The organism is Moraxella haemolytica (genome assembly GCF_030177935.1).
GTDB classification, from domain to species: Bacteria; Pseudomonadota; Gammaproteobacteria; order Pseudomonadales; family Moraxellaceae; genus Moraxella; species Moraxella haemolytica.
This window is the reverse complement of the sequence record NZ_CP089974.1, coordinates 858,723-875,648: the sequence shown is the minus strand read 5'-3', so window position 1 is coordinate 875,648 and position 16,926 is coordinate 858,723. Positions and strand designations below refer to the sequence as shown.

15 protein-coding genes are annotated in these 16,926 nt (G+C 42.8%); 2 read left to right on the top strand and 13 right to left on the bottom strand.

The genetic code is table 11. The annotated features are described in order from the left end of the window. Positions 1 to 33 precede the first annotated feature (33 nt). From LU276_RS04140 to LU276_RS04125, 4 genes are read right to left on the bottom strand one after another with little or no spacing between them, the layout of a single operon-like run. On the bottom strand, positions 34 to 1,107 hold the full coding sequence (locus LU276_RS04140; protein WP_284674381.1) for a hypothetical protein: 1,074 nt from the start codon (positions 1,105 to 1,107) through the stop codon (positions 34 to 36). Continuing rightward, a complete protein-coding gene (locus LU276_RS04135) occupies positions 1,104 to 1,463 on the bottom strand; it encodes a hypothetical protein (RefSeq protein WP_284674380.1) in 360 nt (119 codons plus the stop codon). The genes LU276_RS04140 and LU276_RS04135 overlap by 4 nt, the downstream gene beginning before the upstream one ends. Then, positions 1,460 to 5,236, bottom strand: a complete 3,777-nt coding sequence (gpJ, locus tag LU276_RS04130) for a TipJ family phage tail tip protein (protein WP_284674379.1) — start codon at positions 5,234 to 5,236, stop codon at positions 1,460 to 1,462. The genes LU276_RS04135 and gpJ overlap by 4 nt, the downstream gene beginning before the upstream one ends. A 10-nt stretch (positions 5,237 to 5,246) precedes the next feature. Next, complete coding sequence (locus LU276_RS04125; protein ID WP_284673412.1) at positions 5,247 to 5,813, bottom strand: tail assembly protein; 567 nt, start codon at positions 5,811 to 5,813, stop codon at positions 5,247 to 5,249. A 57-nt stretch (positions 5,814 to 5,870) separates the two neighbouring features. On the opposite strand from LU276_RS04125, the gene LU276_RS04120 reads away from it, so the two are divergent. After that, positions 5,871 to 6,152, top strand: a complete 282-nt coding sequence (locus LU276_RS04120; protein ID WP_284674378.1) for a type II toxin-antitoxin system RelE/ParE family toxin — start codon at positions 5,871 to 5,873, stop codon at positions 6,150 to 6,152. Between the two features lie 7 nt (positions 6,153 to 6,159). Next, the gene (locus LU276_RS04115) at positions 6,160 to 6,465 is read left to right on the top strand and encodes a HigA family addiction module antitoxin (protein ID WP_284674377.1); all 306 of its coding nucleotides are present in this window, start codon (positions 6,160 to 6,162) and stop codon (positions 6,463 to 6,465) included. Here the strand turns inward: LU276_RS04115 and LU276_RS04110 are convergent. The 9 genes from LU276_RS04110 to LU276_RS04070 all read right to left on the bottom strand — a co-directional run bounded on the left by LU276_RS04110 (position 6,428) and on the right by LU276_RS04070 (position 16,914). Beyond that, positions 6,428 to 7,222: a C40 family peptidase gene (locus LU276_RS04110; RefSeq protein ID WP_284674376.1), complete on the bottom strand. Its 795-nt coding sequence runs from the start codon at positions 7,220 to 7,222 to the stop codon at positions 6,428 to 6,430. The two genes, LU276_RS04115 and LU276_RS04110, sit on opposite strands and share 38 nt — an antisense overlap. A 142-nt stretch (positions 7,223 to 7,364) precedes the next feature. Next, positions 7,365 to 8,042 (bottom strand): phage minor tail protein L, encoded by a 678-nt coding sequence (locus LU276_RS04105; protein ID WP_284674375.1) that lies wholly within the window; start codon positions 8,040 to 8,042, stop codon positions 7,365 to 7,367. Between the two features lie 5 nt (positions 8,043 to 8,047). Beyond that, positions 8,048 to 8,428, bottom strand: coding sequence for a hypothetical protein (locus LU276_RS04100; protein WP_284674374.1), 381 nt, complete (start codon positions 8,426 to 8,428; stop codon positions 8,048 to 8,050). Positions 8,429 to 8,505: 77 nt separating this feature from the next. After that, positions 8,506 to 8,844: a phage tail protein gene (locus LU276_RS04095; RefSeq protein ID WP_284674373.1), complete on the bottom strand. Its 339-nt coding sequence runs from the start codon at positions 8,842 to 8,844 to the stop codon at positions 8,506 to 8,508. Further along, positions 8,834 to 13,003 carry a tape measure protein gene (locus LU276_RS04090; protein ID WP_284674372.1) on the bottom strand — a complete coding sequence of 1,390 codons (4,170 nt, stop codon included), beginning with the start codon at positions 13,001 to 13,003 and terminating at the stop codon, positions 8,834 to 8,836. The genes LU276_RS04095 and LU276_RS04090 overlap by 11 nt, the downstream gene beginning before the upstream one ends. A gap of 55 nt (positions 13,004 to 13,058) precedes the next feature. Continuing rightward, positions 13,059 to 14,087, bottom strand: coding sequence for a RelA/SpoT domain-containing protein (locus tag LU276_RS04085; RefSeq protein WP_284674371.1), 1,029 nt, complete (start codon positions 14,085 to 14,087; stop codon positions 13,059 to 13,061). A 150-nt stretch (positions 14,088 to 14,237) separates the two neighbouring features. Further along, positions 14,238 to 15,065: a phage antirepressor N-terminal domain-containing protein gene (locus LU276_RS04080; RefSeq protein WP_284674370.1), complete on the bottom strand. Its 828-nt coding sequence runs from the start codon at positions 15,063 to 15,065 to the stop codon at positions 14,238 to 14,240. Between the two features lie 959 nt (positions 15,066 to 16,024). Then, the gene (locus tag LU276_RS04075; protein ID WP_284674369.1) at positions 16,025 to 16,501 is read right to left on the bottom strand and encodes a hypothetical protein; all 477 of its coding nucleotides are present in this window, start codon (positions 16,499 to 16,501) and stop codon (positions 16,025 to 16,027) included. Positions 16,502 to 16,782: 281 nt separating this feature from the next. Continuing rightward, complete coding sequence (locus LU276_RS04070) at positions 16,783 to 16,914, bottom strand: hypothetical protein (RefSeq protein ID WP_264673392.1); 132 nt, start codon at positions 16,912 to 16,914, stop codon at positions 16,783 to 16,785. Positions 16,915 to 16,926: the final 12 nt, after the last annotated feature.

Sequence of the window (16,926 nt, the reverse complement as noted above, 5' to 3'; positions counted from 1 at the left end):
AAAAGCCCCATGGTTGAGATGGGGCGGTTGTGGTTATGGGGGTGGTGTTATGTCATGATGGCCTCCTGTGAATGGGAATGGTAGATTATCAATTTCAGAAAAATAAATATTTATTACATCATGATTAAATATTAGGTTTCTTGTTGTGAATTCTTGTTTTATATCTTTCACAGTACCATTTTGATTAATATGCTCAAATGGCGGCACAGTCTTAATATGATTGCCATCAACACAGCCTACACACGCAAGCACCATGGGTGTCATAAAATGAGGGTAGGTTTCACCTGCCAAAAATTTCAATTGATAGTACCCGTCATAATCACCAATCGCATTTGTCAGCTCGGTGGTATCATAAGGATAGTATCCGACTGATAGCTTGGGGCTTAATATGCCAACACAGCGTTTGGCGGTGCGTATTGGCAACAACTCAGACAATGGCACGCCATGATTTTTTCGTTTGTCAATCATCGCTCGGTCGCTGCCTGTTTGATTGTTATAATAGTCCACACCATAATCATAATAATGTTCAACATGGCGAGTCAGCAGTCTAGCTTCATCACTCGATAGTAATTTAATATCATTGGGAATATGTTGCCGTGTGGTTTTGGTCTGTAGAGACATTGGCATACTCCGACTACTAAAAGTCACATTGCCTTGTCTATCATACAGATTCATGCCTACAGCTGTTTCTTTAACCACATTAACATCAAAAATGTAAATGTGAAATTTGGCAAGCTCAGCATCTGATAACCTGCCATTTGAATAAAACATCAGCCGTGCTATGCCATCAAAATAGCCTGTATTTAGATACACCACAGGATTACATTGACTACTTAAACCATCATAATACACCCCTGCAATGGGACTAATGGCATTAGGCAAGTCTATATAATACATACAGTATTCAGGTGTATAAATATCTGTATAACCTCTCCTCAATTTAGAATTAATAACTAAGCGTTTAGCTCTATACCAGTATTCTCTCTTATGTTTTTCAAAAGGTGTATCAAGTAATCTTGTTAACCTACCAGACTTAACAAAACTAAATACCGCCTCATCACTATCTAATAATTTTTGACCTTGTTGATTAAAAGTTCTAAAACTCATACATACCCCCAGTAGATTTTAATAGGTGGTTTTTGTTTATCGGCATTGCCTGCTTGTTCTGTACTGTATTCAAACCCTGAATTAGTGTAGTTAATATCGATACCCCAAAGATTGTAAGTATTCGTATAAACATACTCTTCTTCTACATCTTTAGCATCAGGAGGTACTGATAAATTATCATTACGAGACATATATACAGGCACGACAATGCGTGTCGTGCCTTGTGGGATGGTGTAATTAATACTCCGTCTTTCAGATGCACTAATTACTTTATTGCCGATGAATTTGGGATAACGACCCGTGATATTGCTAATCTCACGACCGTCTCTATCCCATACTCTCAAACCACTTATCATCTGAATATCCCCAATTCTACTGCTTTTTTGCCTCGTGCTTTGTTGTACCAAACAATCAAGCCTTTTGAGTTAAGCTCCAAACTTGAACCATCACCAAATGTGTTGTTGAGCTCAAACCTGCCGTCTTTGAATAATCGCCAGCCTTGACGACCTGCAACATAGTTGTCAGATTGAATACTGTCGGCGATGTGCAGCATATTGATGGACGCTCGGGCAATACTGGCACTATTAAGCCACGCCCCCGCAGGGTAGCTTACACCATCGATGGTGGTAGTGCGGGTCGTAAACACAAACGGCTTTTTGGCACTCGTTGTCGCCCCAAAATAAATCTGGTCGGCATTGATACCAAAACGGCTTGTAACACGCCCATTTTGCAAATCGCTCATCAAGCCATAACCGCTAATAAAGCCATTATTATCCACCGTTACCGCCTTAATCGCACGCACGCCATTGACTGACCGCTGTACATTTCTGATGCTTGTGGTCTGACCGTTTAGGGTGGTATCTAATTGTCCGATACGCTCTGACAATGCACGCTCTTTTTCAGCAAGTGTTCGTTTTACCTCATCAATCAATGCCGTGGTGTCGGTATGCTTGGCGAGTACGGCTTGGACAGACTGCCTTGAGCGTCGTGGCTGGCGGTAGAGTATCAGCTCATTGTTAGAGCCGTAAATCCTCCAAGCGAATTCGCCTACCCATTCATCGCCCACCTTGCGTAAGTCTCCGATTTTAGCTGAACCTGATGTGCCTGAATTATAGACAGCCACGGAGGTGAGGTTTTGGGCATTTTTTAAGCTGATTTTTACCCTTTGTCTTGCTGACAATTGCTCTTTGATTGGGTATCTGATACCCCAATCGGTTGATACTTTCGTCTCATCGCCACCAACAAGCAGGTTGTCGCTTAGACTGGTGAACTTGGCATTCATCGTCTCACGCATCTGATTGATGGCTTGTTCTGTGCCAACAATGCTGTCTTGAACAGTTTGAATTCTTGCGTTCAGCGTGTCATTGTTATGCTGCTGGTTGACCATCATCTCGCCCAATCGCCTTGTCAGGTTGCTTGTGCTGGTGGCAACATCTCGGATTTGGGTGGTGGTGTTGCCCAAATTTTGCCTGATGTTAGCGATTTCTTGACTTTTGGCATTTTTATCACGCATGAGCTCATCAATGCTGCGGTTTAACTGGGGCAATCGTGCGTTGGCTTGTTGCACCGCTTGCTCAATGCTAGGGATTTTGGCGTTGAACAGATTGATCTTGCCATCAAACGCATCAATCTTAGCAATCGGCTCCCTGAGTGTACGGTCTAGATGACTCTCACTGATCTGACCACTGATTAAGTCCAGCACTTTGGCGGCATCTGATGATGTCGTGCCACTTATCCAGTCTGTCCAATCTGATGTATTGCCGAGTTTATCTACAATTCTGGCACGGTAAAACTGGGTTAAGTTGCCTTGTAAGCCTGTAATCGTGTGGCTGTTGGTCGGATAACTAAATACCGCCAGCGTAGCAATGTTTGCTTGTCCGTCAGGGCTTATTTGAATCTCTGTATAATTGGTGTCTTCTGAGCCGTGGTTAAATATCCAGTCAAGGTACATACTAAACAGACCGCCTTTTACTTTAAATAAATACAGTTTTGGCGGTTTGCCTGTTTTGCCTGTGATATTGGTTAATTGGCTTGTGGTGGCTAGGCTTTCATTATCAAAGGCATCCACCGCACGCACTCGTGCTTGATAGTTGCCAGCATATACGCCATCAATATCAAGGCTTTGGCTGGCGATTTTTTGAGATTGCCATGCGTTGTCGTCTTTTCGCCACTCCACAATGTACGCCACCGCACCTGCCACCTGCTCCCAGTTGATAGACAGCGTGGTAATGGCTTGTCCTTGCACCGTGCGAGTGCTTGCGGTCAAGCTCACTGATTTGGGGGCGGATATTGTGGCGACTTTGAGCACGGTAAATGGCTCTTGAGTTACAATAGCTCCATTGTCCACCGCTTGATATTTTTGGCGGTTGTACTCTAAGGCAGTGATGTCAAAGGTGGCATCATCGTTTTGGGCAATGGTCAGCACTCTAAACTGCATAAGTTTTAAGTCATCACTGATAATCGCCCACACATCGCCTATTTCGCCCATTGCCTTGTCAAGCGTGAGTGTCTCGCCATGCACGGCGGTAATGGTGGCGGTGGCGATTTGTCCAAGCGTATTTAAGGTAATGATATCGCCCACTTTTCCTGCCGCCCTATCAAGCGTGATGATTTTTTGATTATCAGCCACCGCCACGATTTTGCCAGAGATGGCACGCCCTGCAAACACATTATCGGCAATGTTAATCACTTGCCCAACTTGGGGGATAAAGCCCATCAAACCTGTTTTAAAGCTCACCGTTTGTGTCTCTAACTGCTCGGCTTTTAACGCCCACAGTCCTGCTCTTTGTGCTTGTCCTTGTGATGTACAGCCAAAAGCTGAAATATCTAGCGTACGCACGCCATATTTGGCGATTGCCCCCTCATCAGGGATTAGCTCGTATTCTGTGGTAAAGTTATTCTCTGGATTGTCCCACGCCACTTTTGCCAAAGTGTGTCTATCCCTTGCTCGTGTGCCTGTATAGCTAAATTCGCCACCCACCACATTGGCAGGGCTAAAAGTGTAAACGGGCTCTTTGGGCGTATCGCTATCAACGACGATATTTTGTCCGTCCCAAAATGATAGTCCACGAAACACGCTTGCCAAGTTTTGTAAGACACGATATGCATCGTCTGCTTTTTGGATATAGACATTGCAGGTAAATCTTGGCTCTTTTCCGCCTTTGCCATCATCAACAAGTTCATCACAATATTGCCCAATCTGATACAGTCGCCATTTATCCACCATACCGCTTAAGCGTTCACCCAGTCCATATCGGTGATGCGTGCATAAGTCATAATACACCCAAGCTGGATTGTTGCTATAAGCAGGCTTAAAAGTGCCGTCCCATAAGCCGTTATAGGTGCGTGTCTCTGGGTTGTAGTTACTGGGCACTTGGATAATCTTGCCTTTTAAGCGTACCGCAATTTTAGCAATGTTATTAAAGGTTTTGGCGTCATAAGAGATGCCAAGCAGTGCCGTGCAAGGATAAGACAGTTTGGCGTCGATAATCTCAGTCAGTGCGTCAATGCTCATCGTATCAGCGACCAGTTCGCTATCACGATTAGGTGTGATACGACGAACACGAATTGTCCAGCGTTTGGCTGTGCCAGAGTTGGGCAAATCAATGCGGTGGGCTTTTTTATAGCCCTGTGATGCTTTACCACGCACGGTATCGGTCAAGACTTCAACAAAGCTGCCGCCATCTGTTTGTACATCAATAGCATAAGAAATGGCATAACCTGTAATGTCGCCATTTTCTTTTTGCTCTCTAAGAGCATTAAAGTTTAGACGCACACGCACCGCTGACAATTCACGGTTATTGATTTGTCTTGTCCAGTCTCTGTCGTGTCGTAACTCAACACCGATGTTGTGTTCGTTTTCAACAGCTGGAAAGCCTGCAATGTGGGTTTGGTCAAGCGTGCCTGTGCGAAACTCCCAAGACACGCCATCAAAGTTTGGCTGTCCGTTGTCATTGATGAGTGGTGTGTTCTCAAGAAGAATGGATTTGCCGTCGTCTGCTAAGCCTGCAATCTCGCCTTCACAAAGACCGTATAAGATTTGTGCATAGCCAGTAGAAACCAAATCATCGGTGGCGATGGTTGGTTTTCTTGCTTGACCTTTTTGTTTTTTTGAGCCGTGTATGTTCATATCTTTACTCTTAAACTCTAATACCTGCCGACACAATAAACCCACCCACTTCTCGCTCACCGTACAAAATGGGTACAGGATTGCCTTGTGCTACAGTCGTTACCGCACCACCAAAGCCGTTATTTGGCTTGTTGCCGTCTTCATTAGCAGGGTCTAGTTTGGGGGTGGGCATCAGTAGACTGGCAACACCGCCAATCATCAGACCCACACCAGCACCAATCAATGCTTGTGCTCCTGGCACAAGCACACCGACCGCCACCAACGCCGCCCCAGCCACCACTTGTAGCCAGCCCATTGCTTTGCCGCCACTACCCATGACTTTGGGAACGATGTGAATGTGGTTAGCAGTGGTGATGTCGTTAAGCTGATTTTCACCGATGTTGGTACGCTCGTTGCGTTTTTTACCGTTAAACACGGCAAAGCGGATGCCGTCTTGCTCAGCACGCATCATAAATGCTTTAAAAGCAGGGATTTGACAAGCAATCGCATGGCAGGCTTCTTTGGCACTTTTGACATCTAATTTAAAAAATCTGCCGAATTTTTTGGCAAGGATGCCGTGTAGTTGGATTGTTTTCATTTGAATTCTCCTTATTTGTTTTGTATAATGTATCTATACACAATACGGATTGCAAAGATGATTGTTTCATTTAAACATAAAGGTCTGGAGAAGTTTTTTACTACCGGTTCAACCACTGGTATTCAAGTTAAGCATAAAAACAAATTAAGTTTACAACTATCCACACTAAACAGTGCTGAAACCGTCTTTGCAATGGATGTTCCAGGTTGGCAACTCCATGCCTTAAAAGGCGACTTGGTCGGTCACTGGTCAGTGTCAGTCAATGGCAACTGGCGTTTAACTTTCAAATTTAATGATGATGGCAATGCCGAGATTGTTGATTATCAAGATTATCACTAGGAGAATTATGATGAAAATGCACAACCCACCGCACCCTGGCTTACTACTAAAAGAATACATTGCCACGATGACTGTTACTGAGATGGCAAGCCGTCTTGGCGTTACACGGGCTAATCTTAGTCGCATTTTGAATGGCAAGCAAGGTATCTCTGCAGATATGGCACTTCGCATCAGTCATTTGTTGCCAAATACCACGCCCAGTCTATGGCTTAATATGCAACAAGCCTATGACCTATGGCAAGCCGAACACAACGCAAAAATAGACTACTCTAACATCAAGCCATTATTTGCTCCGCAATCTGCCTATGTCTAACCACCATCGCGGTGCGTCTTTGCCAGCTCTCACCATAAATCTCACGCACACTAAGCCGTCCGTGTGGGTGGTGCAAGATTAGGGTGTTACCGATGGCAGGTGGTGTGGTTTCGCTGTTTAATTTGCCATCGCCTATGAATATCAACGCATGGTTGATGTGATAGGTGCGACCAACACGGCACAAAATAACATCGTGTTTTTGTAATTGTGCTGGGTCATCAATGACATCAAAGCCAGCTTTTTTAAAGTTGTTTTCATAAAGTGGTTCATGGTTTGGGTTTTCCCACCACTCATCAGCCCTTGCAAAATCAGGCAGTTCAATGGATAGTTCTCGCTTGTAATAATCACGCACTAAGCTGTAGCAATCTTGTACGCCATGATGATATTCACGCCCCAAAAGTGGGCTTTGATAAGTGGTGGGCTTATGGCGTTTGATGTCGCAGTATGTTGCCCCTGTAGGTGTATGACCTAAGCCTACGATGACCCAATCTATGTCATGTAGTCCCATTTGCACCTTATCCACTTCAGATGGCAACGGTTCGCCATCAGGGTGGCTGTGGACAATTGCCTGTATTTCGCCAAGCTTGGATAAGTTAATAAATTGATCAGGGTCAATCTCAAACGCATTGGCAGGATTGGGGGCGATGTTGGTACAAGGGTGGTATTGACCATCAATAATCACACCACAGCACTCGTTGGGGTAGTCGTCCCAAGCGTGGGTTATGATTTGGTCTTTAAGGGGTTTGGTTAGTCGCATTTTTAAAGCCTAATTCGGTGTTTTGTTATTCTCGCCCCCATCGTTCGGCGTTGCTCTGTTTCAAATTTTTGGGTTGTAAATTGCTTATGGTTTTTGATAAGCTCGCATAATAGCCATTGATAAAATAAATTTGTCATTTGCATTACCCCACAAGACTACTGGCAGGAAATCCGCCAAATCGTTGTTCATTGTCTCTTAATTTACAATCAGATAAACGCCCACCACACCTGTCTAGTTCTGGGTTGTCGGTGGGCTTGCCATCTGTGGTAAAGCGGTTGGTGCCGATATAGCCACATTCTTCGCCACGATAACGACCACACACCGCCCAATGGCAGTAGCTGGTGATTTGACGCACTGGGATTTTTAAGCCCTCAAAGTCCACAGGGTTTGACAGCTCAAAGGTGGTGGTGGCATTGGTTTCTGATGTTTTTTGTTCAATGTACCAGTTTTGGATTTTATAATTTTGTTCATCAGCACTGGTCAGATATTCTGCTAATGTGTGAATGACTTTTAATTTAGCCCCTACAAAATCGCCATATCTAAGGCATAAAAAGCGTAAGGCTTGGGGTATGCCACCAATGTCGTTGTGGATTATCAAAGTAGGAGCAGAAGCACGACCGTCCGACCGCATTTCTAAGCCGTCAGCTTTGATAGATATTGGCGTAAATGCTTGATTTTGCCAAGTGATAACACCCCCATTGTCTAACTGGTTATGCCCATGAAAGCGGTACACATCGCCGCCAAGTCGTCTGGCGTCCAGCTCGTACAAGGTGATCAAACCTTGTACGGTGCTTTGTTGTATGTCTGCATTAAAGCTCATAAGCGTTACTCGCTGTCTGCCGCTTCATCGCTGACATTTTCGGCAGTCTTGTCGGTAACTTCCACCGCCACGCCAAATTCATCATTAGCATAGACTAAATGCAGGACGGTAACAGCTTTGTCATTACCCCAACCTTTAAGCTGGTTAAGTTGGTTGGTCGCCCAAGCTAGAATCTCGGCACGAAAGATAGTGGTGCGATTGCGTTTTAAAATGCCATTATTCTCTTCGCCGTTCATTGCCTCAAAGCCGTCATCTTCAGGATAATAGACGATTTCAACCTTATTGGCTTTGTCGCCATATTGACTTTGCCAAGTGTCTACCTGCCAGATAAATGCTTGTAGGATTTGGGCTTCGGTGCGGTTTAGGGTGGTTAGGGTTTGGGTCATGGTTTTGCTCCAAATAAAAAGCCCTTGATTATCAGGGGCTTGGTTGATGTGAACGACATAGATGTCGTTCGGTTAAACTAAAAGACTTGTTTTAAATTAAAACTAATCGTCCAAACATTGCCGCCCACACGGTTACGGCTAACTTCGCCATCTAGTCGGACTTTAATGCTTGGCTCATCGGCTAAGGGTTTAAAATTAAAAGGCTCAACGCCCTTAGTGGCAATTAAAAAGCGGTAAATCTCATCGATTACCGCTTTATTATCTGTCCTGGTACATTGCCATGATTTACGGCTATTATTAATTCCAAAGCTGACAGATTGCTCATAGCCATCACCAAAACTTATATGTGATGCATTGGTTGATGTGCTTTCGCTACTGTCGTTTGAGATGTCCCATGTAAAGGTTTTAGATGCCATATCGTGCTCCTCCTTGTCTAAACTGGTTGCGGTGGTATTGCTGGATTTCGTGTTGGGCAATTCGTCGTGCCACTTGACCAACGATAACCATTATGTCGCCATTAGACAGTTGCTCTACGGTGGCTTGTGCATTGCTGTGATTGTGGATAATCACATTGATGGGTTTACTATCTATTCCCCCACCATTATTGATGCGGTCAAGATTGTTCACACCAATGCGTTTTGTAGCCTTAGCATTGAGTACATACTCTTTGCCATGCACCACGCCTGCCACATCATTCACACCACCATTGCCCGTATAGCCACCAGTCTTAAATCCCTTGGGGTTGATGGCAGTGATAAGTGGGATAAAGCTACTGCTTTTTGCCGTGGCAGTCGCAGCAGCAGCCAATTTCTGCCATACCGTGCCTGGCTCTTTAGCATAAGCATCTGATGCTGCCAGCCAAACATTTTTACCCGCTTCAGCGATGGCAAAGGCTTTTGATACCGCAAACATCGCACGGTAGGCACGAGATTGCTCACCGCTCATGTCTTTAAACAGACCAGCCAAAGCCCCTGCTGCACTACCGTACGCACCCAATTTGTTGGAAAGTAGCTCATTTTCCAAAGTTTTGGATTTTTCGCCATATTCAGCATCAATATTGGCTATCGTCTCTTTATGCAGTCGGTACGCTTCTTCCCACAGTCTTAAACGCTCATCAAGGCTTTCAATCTCATATTGACCGTTATCATTTTGACGGAAAATGTCATGAAATTGGCTACTATAATTATCGTCCGCCGTTCGCTTAGAACCTGCCATCTCTTGTGATAGCTCCCATCGTCGGTAGTCATCAGGTCGCATGGTTTTTTGGTTCATGCGTGCGATAGTAATGCGTTCTTGCTCTCCCAGTGCTGCCTTGATGGGTTTTTCAAGCTCTTGGATTTTTTGTTGCTGTAGGCGTTTAAACATCTCCAAATCATGCTGATATTTTTGAGCATTCGCTTTTAGATAAATTTCTTTATCAGCGACGCTATACTCATCGCTCAGCTGAATTTTGAGATTATGAATTTCATGCTCTAATGCCATGCGTTCTTCAGAAGACATCTGATAGCCCTGCATTTCAAGCAACTGTTCACGCTGTCTAAGCTCGCCAGCCAACTTGTATCTGGTTTCAATAATTGCATTGAGCTTGCGACCCTCTTCGCTGCTTTCTCCAAACGCATCATTGACAGCTTTTTTCTCTGCAGCCAATGCTGCTAATTGACGAGTGGCATGGTCAGAATATTTAAGGGCGAGTTCTTGTTGGGCTTTCAACAATTCCTCTTGGGTTTTTACATCCTCCTGAACCATCTGCACATGGTCTTTTGTTAAAGCAACCAGTTTTTTGTAAAAATTCTCTTGCTTGGCAAAATGTATCTTAGGGTTAATTGATTCACCTGCCGTATCCCAGCGAATAAAATCATCATTCAATGCACTCATGCCCTTGTCATAGGTAGGATTGTCAATAGACATAAAGTCTTTTCGTGTGCGTTCATATAATTTATCATTCGCCATTTCACGAGCAAGATATTTGGCTTGATAATTTAATGCTTCTTGGTTTCGTACCATCTTGCCATGCTTATCAATCAGACCCAGCTGCTGCATCTCACGATACAGCTTAGCACCACGCTCTTTTTGCCAGCTAATCATGCCAATGTTCATCTTGCCATTGGCGGCATCTTTATGCGAGCCAAACAGATATTTGGTGTTGTAATCATTCTCACGCCCAACCTGTGCGGTGAGTTGGCGTGCTTGCTCATCACTAAACCCAGCATTCTTAAAGGCATTAAATACCATCAGCATACGCCCATCTTGGGTGTTTAGATTAGCCTCTATCTTGCCTTTCGCCTTATCCGCCTCTTTTCCTAGTTTATTCAAACCATTAGCGGCAGAAGCCGCCCCATCACCCACTTGACCTAAATCGTGCTGTAAGGCTTTATCATTGGCTGTTTGTGAAATGGCGTGGCGAGTGTTAGCATTGCCAACCATATTTTGCAGGGTAAAACTTTGACTTTGAAAAATAGCATCTGAAAACGACATATTGCGTGTGGCTTGTTGCTCACCACCACCGCCCATCCACGACGGCATCATGGCGTTATAGGCATTTTTTACGCTAATCACCATATCGCCAACATACGATGACGCATACAGCATGGACGCTTTTGCCATCGTTACAATCTTGTCAAAGATTTTGGCGGTGATTTCTAGTAAGCCAACAAAGCCGCCTTGCGAAGTTTTGAAAAAATCCTTAAAAGCGTTAGAGGCTTGATTGGTGCCGTCTTTTGATTTTGAACCAAAAAAGCCCGCCATAAAATCAATGGCTTTGGTTATTTGTTTGCCAATGCCATCTACCGACCATTTGACAAAATCTTGTATCAAAATACCCACGATGCCTACCGCATCACCGAAGCTTTTCATGGCATTTTCAAGACCCATCGTGGCGGTGATGACCGTAACAATAATGCTCGCCAAAAACATGACAGGGTGTGCCTTGATGATGCCTCCGACACGAAAGATGGCACGACCCAGATTTGTCACCACCGCACCCAACCGCCCTGCCGTACCAATGAGCTTGCCTTTGGTGGCATGGAGCACGCCAATAGCACGATTTTTATTAAAAATGGCGGTGGTGGTATTAACCGCACCCAACCGCAACGCTCCTAGTGTGCCATGCGTTTTTCTGGCTTGATTAGCATAGCCAACCATACGAGCCGTACCCTTGCCAAGCTCAGCCGTCACCCCGACAAGACTACTGGTAAACCGACCTATTCTAGTCGCTTTCAGACTGGCTGTCAGCGTCTTAATCACACCATCATTGCGAATTTTAGCGGCGGTGTTGGCGTTGATTGCCACACTTTCAGCATGAAATGCACGAGTACTGGCAGTTAAGGCGGCAATTTTAGCAGGTATGGTGGTGCTGACAAATTTACTATTTAATGCCATATATCCGCCATAGACCACGCCAAGACCCATGACAGTATTTGTCAGCGTGCCAAAATTATCACTAACCCACAGCAAAGACTTAGCAATCTGTTCACCCAAGCCACCTGATTTATTGAAAAAATCATCCACAGCCTGCGTATAGCGATTTTGTACGACCGTAAGGGCTTGGCTCATGGTAGCAGGCATGGTGGCAAACTTCTTGTTCAGCTCATCGCCCGCACCAATGACCGATTGATAAATCACCTCACTGGTAATTTTGCCATCACTGGCAAGTTTTTTTACTTCGCCACGAGTTTTGCCCAATTTTTCAGCAATCAAATCAAGCAGGATTGGCGAATTTTCAGCAATAGAGCGAAATTCATCGCCTTGCAATACACCTGACTGCATAGCCTGCCCTAATTGTAGCAATGCCGCTGATTGCTCTTGGGCAGATTTACCACCGACCGCCATCGCCAAACTGATATTTTCGGTGAATTTCAGCACTTCAGCTTGATTTTTACCAAGTTGTCCTAGCGAGCGAGCATTATTAGTATAGGCTTCAATGGTTGAGGTAATATCTTGTCGTGTTTTATTGGATATGTTGTATAGATTGGCTTTGACAGCTGCGTGTTCTTGTTCTGACTTAGTAACCAGTTTAATCTGTGTATCCAGCGTTTTCATGGTATCAGCGGTTCTTAATACATCCGCCACACCCATACCAAACACCGTAAATCCCGCCAAAGATTGTAGCTTGCCTTGCAAATCCCCAAAGCCGCCAAAGGCTTTTTTTGCCTTTTGCAATTCTTGCTCGATTTTTTGCATTTTTTTTGACATTTCATCAATCTTGGCGTTGGCTTGCTTGATTTCATTGGCAAATTTTGTCCCCATCGCCTTAGATTTTTCAAATGCTTGTCCTAATCTAGCAAGCCGAATATTTGCCCTATCTAAAGATTTGGCTAGATTTTCTGACTTAGTCTGAGCTTGTAACAACTGTTTTTGTAGTTTTTCCACATCCGAGCTGGCACTACTTGACCCATGCCCCATTTTGGTGATCGTATCGGTCAGCACTTTTATACTTTGGCTAATGACCGTCCCATTTAGACTGCTGGTCATTTTCAAGCCACTTTGTTCAACTTTTGCCAGCTCTCGTCTTAGGGTTTGTAGCCGCTGCTCTGTATTACCTGTGGTAATTTCAAGTCGGACGCTATAATTAGTCATGTTAATTCCCCAATAAAAAAACCGCCCAAAAGGACGGTTGTTTTTTAAATATAAATTACACTTTTTTATATTTTTGGCATATTTTTTCCAAGCTCTCAATGAAAGATTGGGTGTCTAAAAAGTAGTTTGGATAGGCTTTTTTTACCTCTTTAAAACTTTTAGCCGACATCAATACCAACTCAATATGCGGATTGTCAACGTTCTGAACCTCCAAAAGCTGATACATGTTTTCCGCTTGGTGTAATTGTTTCTTTTCAAAAGGCGTTAGACTAACAGTTTTTTCCTGTGTGTTTAGCTCCATCAAGTAATAAAACTCGCCCTTTGTCTTGACATTAGAGATATGCCTGCCAGTAACAAGCAGTCCGTTTAACTTATTAAAGGCTTGCAACTTATTCTCCAAGTTCTCAAACTCGTCAATCACCTCTTTAATGGGCGTGTTTTGAAATTCAGGCAAAATTCTAGCCTTTTCATAATGACAAAACAGAACGCTGGCAAGTTTAAAAAACCGTTTATACTCTTCTGAGCCTTCGCCCGTTTTAAACGATGATTTTTCTATAAGCCCCAACGTTTCTACTGCTGTTGCCCAATAATGCTGAATGCGCGTTCGTATTTGTAATTCTATTTGCAGACCTTTTAGTTCATCATTCGGACTATTGTATTTAAAAACTTGATGAAGGCTGCGATAACCATCATCTTTAGGGGAGCTTATATAGTCTTTTGGTGGAAGCAGTGGTTCATGTTGATGCCTTCCATTGATTAGCGATTTATGAAGTCTATAAACTTCAGAAATATTTGAGACAATAACACGAATGCCGCCGATGTCTTGCATTCTAGCTAGGTTCATGCCTTCAAAGCGTTGTATCTTTCGGATAATTGAAGGCGTGCGTTTTAGACGCTGTGCGATTGTGGCATGTTTTAACTCTTTTCTTTTTCGCAACATTGCCTGAAACGTGTTAATAGGGTGAGCATGCAAAGACCGCCATTGCGACAAGATTGCCATGGCTTCTACATCTTTTGGGTTGTTGGCCAGAGCCTCGCCTGCTCTTTTAATTTGTTTTTTGCTCAGCATAACAATTAATTCCAACTTAATTCATTTCTATGTTATCAATTTAATTGCGATTGTCAAATTTTTTATGCGAGGGAAAACACCCCACTAAACAGCAGGGTGTTTTGTCTAACTTTGTTTATCAATTCTCAAGATTGGCAAAACAAAATTTATGTTCTGTGATTTTGTTTAATTCATTATAATGGCATTACCGCCATAATAATTAATGCGATTCGGCTCAAACATCGGTTTGCCGTATTTGTTTGTCAGTTTCATGTCATGGGCGAGTTGTGCAATATCTCTAACATTATTCACCACAAAGTCATGCACATTTCTACCCATGTCATCATCAAAGAACATGATACCTTTCATCTGCTTAATCAGTCGCACATAGTCCCTTAGGTGTACGGCACTATTGGCAAGCACATCATAAAGCATGGCATTATCCACAGGCTTTCTGCCATGTTGCAATACCAAGCCATGCACATACTCCACCGCTTGATGTACCTGTTCTTTGGATAGCTCTTTGATTTCGTCCACGCCAAATCTTTGATGCACCATTTTATAAATCGTCGCATAGTCCAATCTTAAAATCCCTGTTGCCATATTGATGGCGTTGCGGAGTGGCAGGGTGTCGTCTGATGATAGACGATGATTAACTGCCACACCGTTATTCCAGTAATCAAATAAGGCTTGATAGCATTCTTTTTTGTAAGTAATCAGCGTTTCTTTGATTTCGGCTTTGACACGGTTTGTATCTACGCCAAATAGCCAACCGTTTAAGTAGTGGATTGGTAGGCATAGCAATTCACGCATTTTACCATCTGTGGCAACTGTGGTTATCATAACCATAGTTGAGTTTAATACTTCATCACGCACTAAGCGTTGGCGTTGTGCCGTCCAATCAAGACCGATATTTTCGCAAATGGGCTTCATTGCCACATAAGCGATACCGTCTTTTTGTAGAGTGATTAGGGATTGGTTGTGAAAATTCACGGTTTGGATTTGATTTTGCATAGTATTGACCTTTTTGATAGGTTAAGTTAAGCCCATAAGGGCGACCAACGGCTCAAAACCTGCAATACATTCAGGCGGACTTATTCCCCATTACTGGGTTTTGTATTCGTCGCACCGTCGGTCATAACTTATCAAATAAGGTATGCAAATCTATGCCAAAAAATTTTCGGATTAACTTTTTTTTGGAGCATAAAAAAACCACGCTGACGGGGTGATTACCGTGTATTGTTAGGCTTTTGAGACCGTTTTTTAATACTATATGAAAAATCCATAAAAGTCAAATCAATTTCCGAAAAAAAAATGCTATACTAAGCCAACTTAATCATAATCTCATGAGCTGATGTTATGTATCTGTTATCCGTACTACCCAATGATGTTGCTATCCATCCTCTTTCTAGGTCTTTTGAAGAACATTTTGTTGTGTATATATCCAAATCACCATCTCGTAATATGCCAATCGTACTAGGTCTCATGAAGCAAGGAGTATTGTTTGCCGAGCAAGAAATACAAGGCACAACATACTATTCTTGTGCTTTCTCATTACAACCTATCAGACTTCATATGTTATCTGCCATCATTGAAATGGCTAAAAAATAGAAAGGATTTCATTTGTTTTTTAATGGCGTATTGGTTAATAATCATACTGGGATACTTGATACGCTATCTTGCTACTCAGAAGCAATGAAATGTTATGATACAAAAGCGTATTGTAACTTCATACAAACAGAGCCTGTATACAAAACCACCTTATTTGGTGGCACAAGAGTGGATGATAAATTATGGTTAATACCTTGCCAAAAATTAAGTCATGCCAGAGTCAATAATTTACACCCATCAAGCCCTATCAGTCAGTTACAGGCTTATGCTGTAAAAAAATCATGTCATTGGTGTCCTTTGCTAGATTTGACAAGATTTAAGGAGCTGTAGGTAAACAAAACCTTACTTTATAAAGCTGTTTTTTATTTTGGTTCTGCCAATTTATCCATATCCAAAGGCTCATCTAAATAGAAGGTATGCACATTGACATCTCCCCATAGCGGTGGTGGCAATTCCACTTTAATTACCTTAGCATCCTTGATGGCTTTTAACGCTTTATTCGAATCTTTCAAATAATACGATTCACTATTTCTTACAGCCTTAAACACAGGGAATTTTTTACCATCAACATTCAGATAAATAGAGCAATCAACATGACAAAAGCTCGGAATGTAATTTTGGCTCTCACTGTAATGAAAACCAACCATTGGTTTATTATTAAATCTAGAAGCAAACACTACACCCAAAAAAACGATATTGTTACTGTCGGGAACTATAGCGGTTCTACTATACCCACTCACAAACTCATCCTCTTGGATGTCATAAAACCATGAGTCAGCCATCACCCAAGTTGGCAACATCAATAAGGTAGTCAAGAATAGTATTTTTAAGATTTTCATTTATAGCTCCAATCCGAAAAGACCAAACTATCATAACACAAACTGTTACATTTTACCGCATCAAGCCCTACCACCACTTTATCGCATTAATAAAACTTGCCAATGCAAATACAAGGGCAATCATTGCTATCGTATAAAATCTTACTGCTTTCATTTTGTTCGCCTTGTCTAAAATTTCTTTGACAACTCTCTCATCTAACATTATAATAACCTTATTCAATACGCTAAATTGATAATAAAAAAACCCTTGATACGACCAATATCAAGGGTTTTTGCTTAATTTAGGCTTTGATTGCCAAAATAATCTCTGGTAATTTCCATACCAAAGCAACCGCCACAAATGGCATCAAAAATCTCATTAAAGTAAGGCAAGTTTTGATAAGACCATGTTCAGTCAAGGATTTGGTTGTCATTTCAATAACCTT

Excerpts from the sequence above, each read along its gene's own strand:
- LU276_RS04140 (WP_284674381.1), bottom strand. The coding sequence starts at position 1,107 with ATGAGTTTTAGAACTTTTAATCAACAAGGTCAAAAATTATTAGATAGT.
- LU276_RS04135 (WP_284674380.1), bottom strand. The coding sequence starts at position 1,463 with ATGATAAGTGGTTTGAGAGTATGGGATAGAGACGGTCGTGAGATTAGC.
- gpJ (WP_284674379.1), bottom strand. The coding sequence starts at position 5,236 with ATGAACATACACGGCTCAAAAAAACAAAAAGGTCAAGCAAGAAAACCA.
- LU276_RS04125 (WP_284673412.1), bottom strand. The coding sequence starts at position 5,813 with ATGAAAACAATCCAACTACACGGCATCCTTGCCAAAAAATTCGGCAGA.
- LU276_RS04120 (WP_284674378.1), top strand. The coding sequence starts at position 5,871 with ATGATTGTTTCATTTAAACATAAAGGTCTGGAGAAGTTTTTTACTACC.
- LU276_RS04115 (WP_284674377.1), top strand. The coding sequence starts at position 6,160 with ATGATGAAAATGCACAACCCACCGCACCCTGGCTTACTACTAAAAGAA.
- LU276_RS04110 (WP_284674376.1), bottom strand. The coding sequence starts at position 7,222 with ATGCGACTAACCAAACCCCTTAAAGACCAAATCATAACCCACGCTTGG.
- LU276_RS04105 (WP_284674375.1), bottom strand. The coding sequence starts at position 8,042 with ATGAGCTTTAATGCAGACATACAACAAAGCACCGTACAAGGTTTGATC.
- LU276_RS04100 (WP_284674374.1), bottom strand. The coding sequence starts at position 8,428 with ATGACCCAAACCCTAACCACCCTAAACCGCACCGAAGCCCAAATCCTA.
- LU276_RS04095 (WP_284674373.1), bottom strand. The coding sequence starts at position 8,844 with ATGGCATCTAAAACCTTTACATGGGACATCTCAAACGACAGTAGCGAA.
- LU276_RS04090 (WP_284674372.1), bottom strand. The coding sequence starts at position 13,003 with ATGACTAATTATAGCGTCCGACTTGAAATTACCACAGGTAATACAGAG.
- LU276_RS04080 (WP_284674370.1), bottom strand. The coding sequence starts at position 15,065 with ATGCAAAATCAAATCCAAACCGTGAATTTTCACAACCAATCCCTAATC.
- LU276_RS04075 (WP_284674369.1), bottom strand. The coding sequence starts at position 16,501 with ATGAAAATCTTAAAAATACTATTCTTGACTACCTTATTGATGTTGCCA.
- LU276_RS04070 (WP_264673392.1), bottom strand. The coding sequence starts at position 16,914 with ATGACAACCAAATCCTTGACTGAACATGGTCTTATCAAAACTTGCCTT.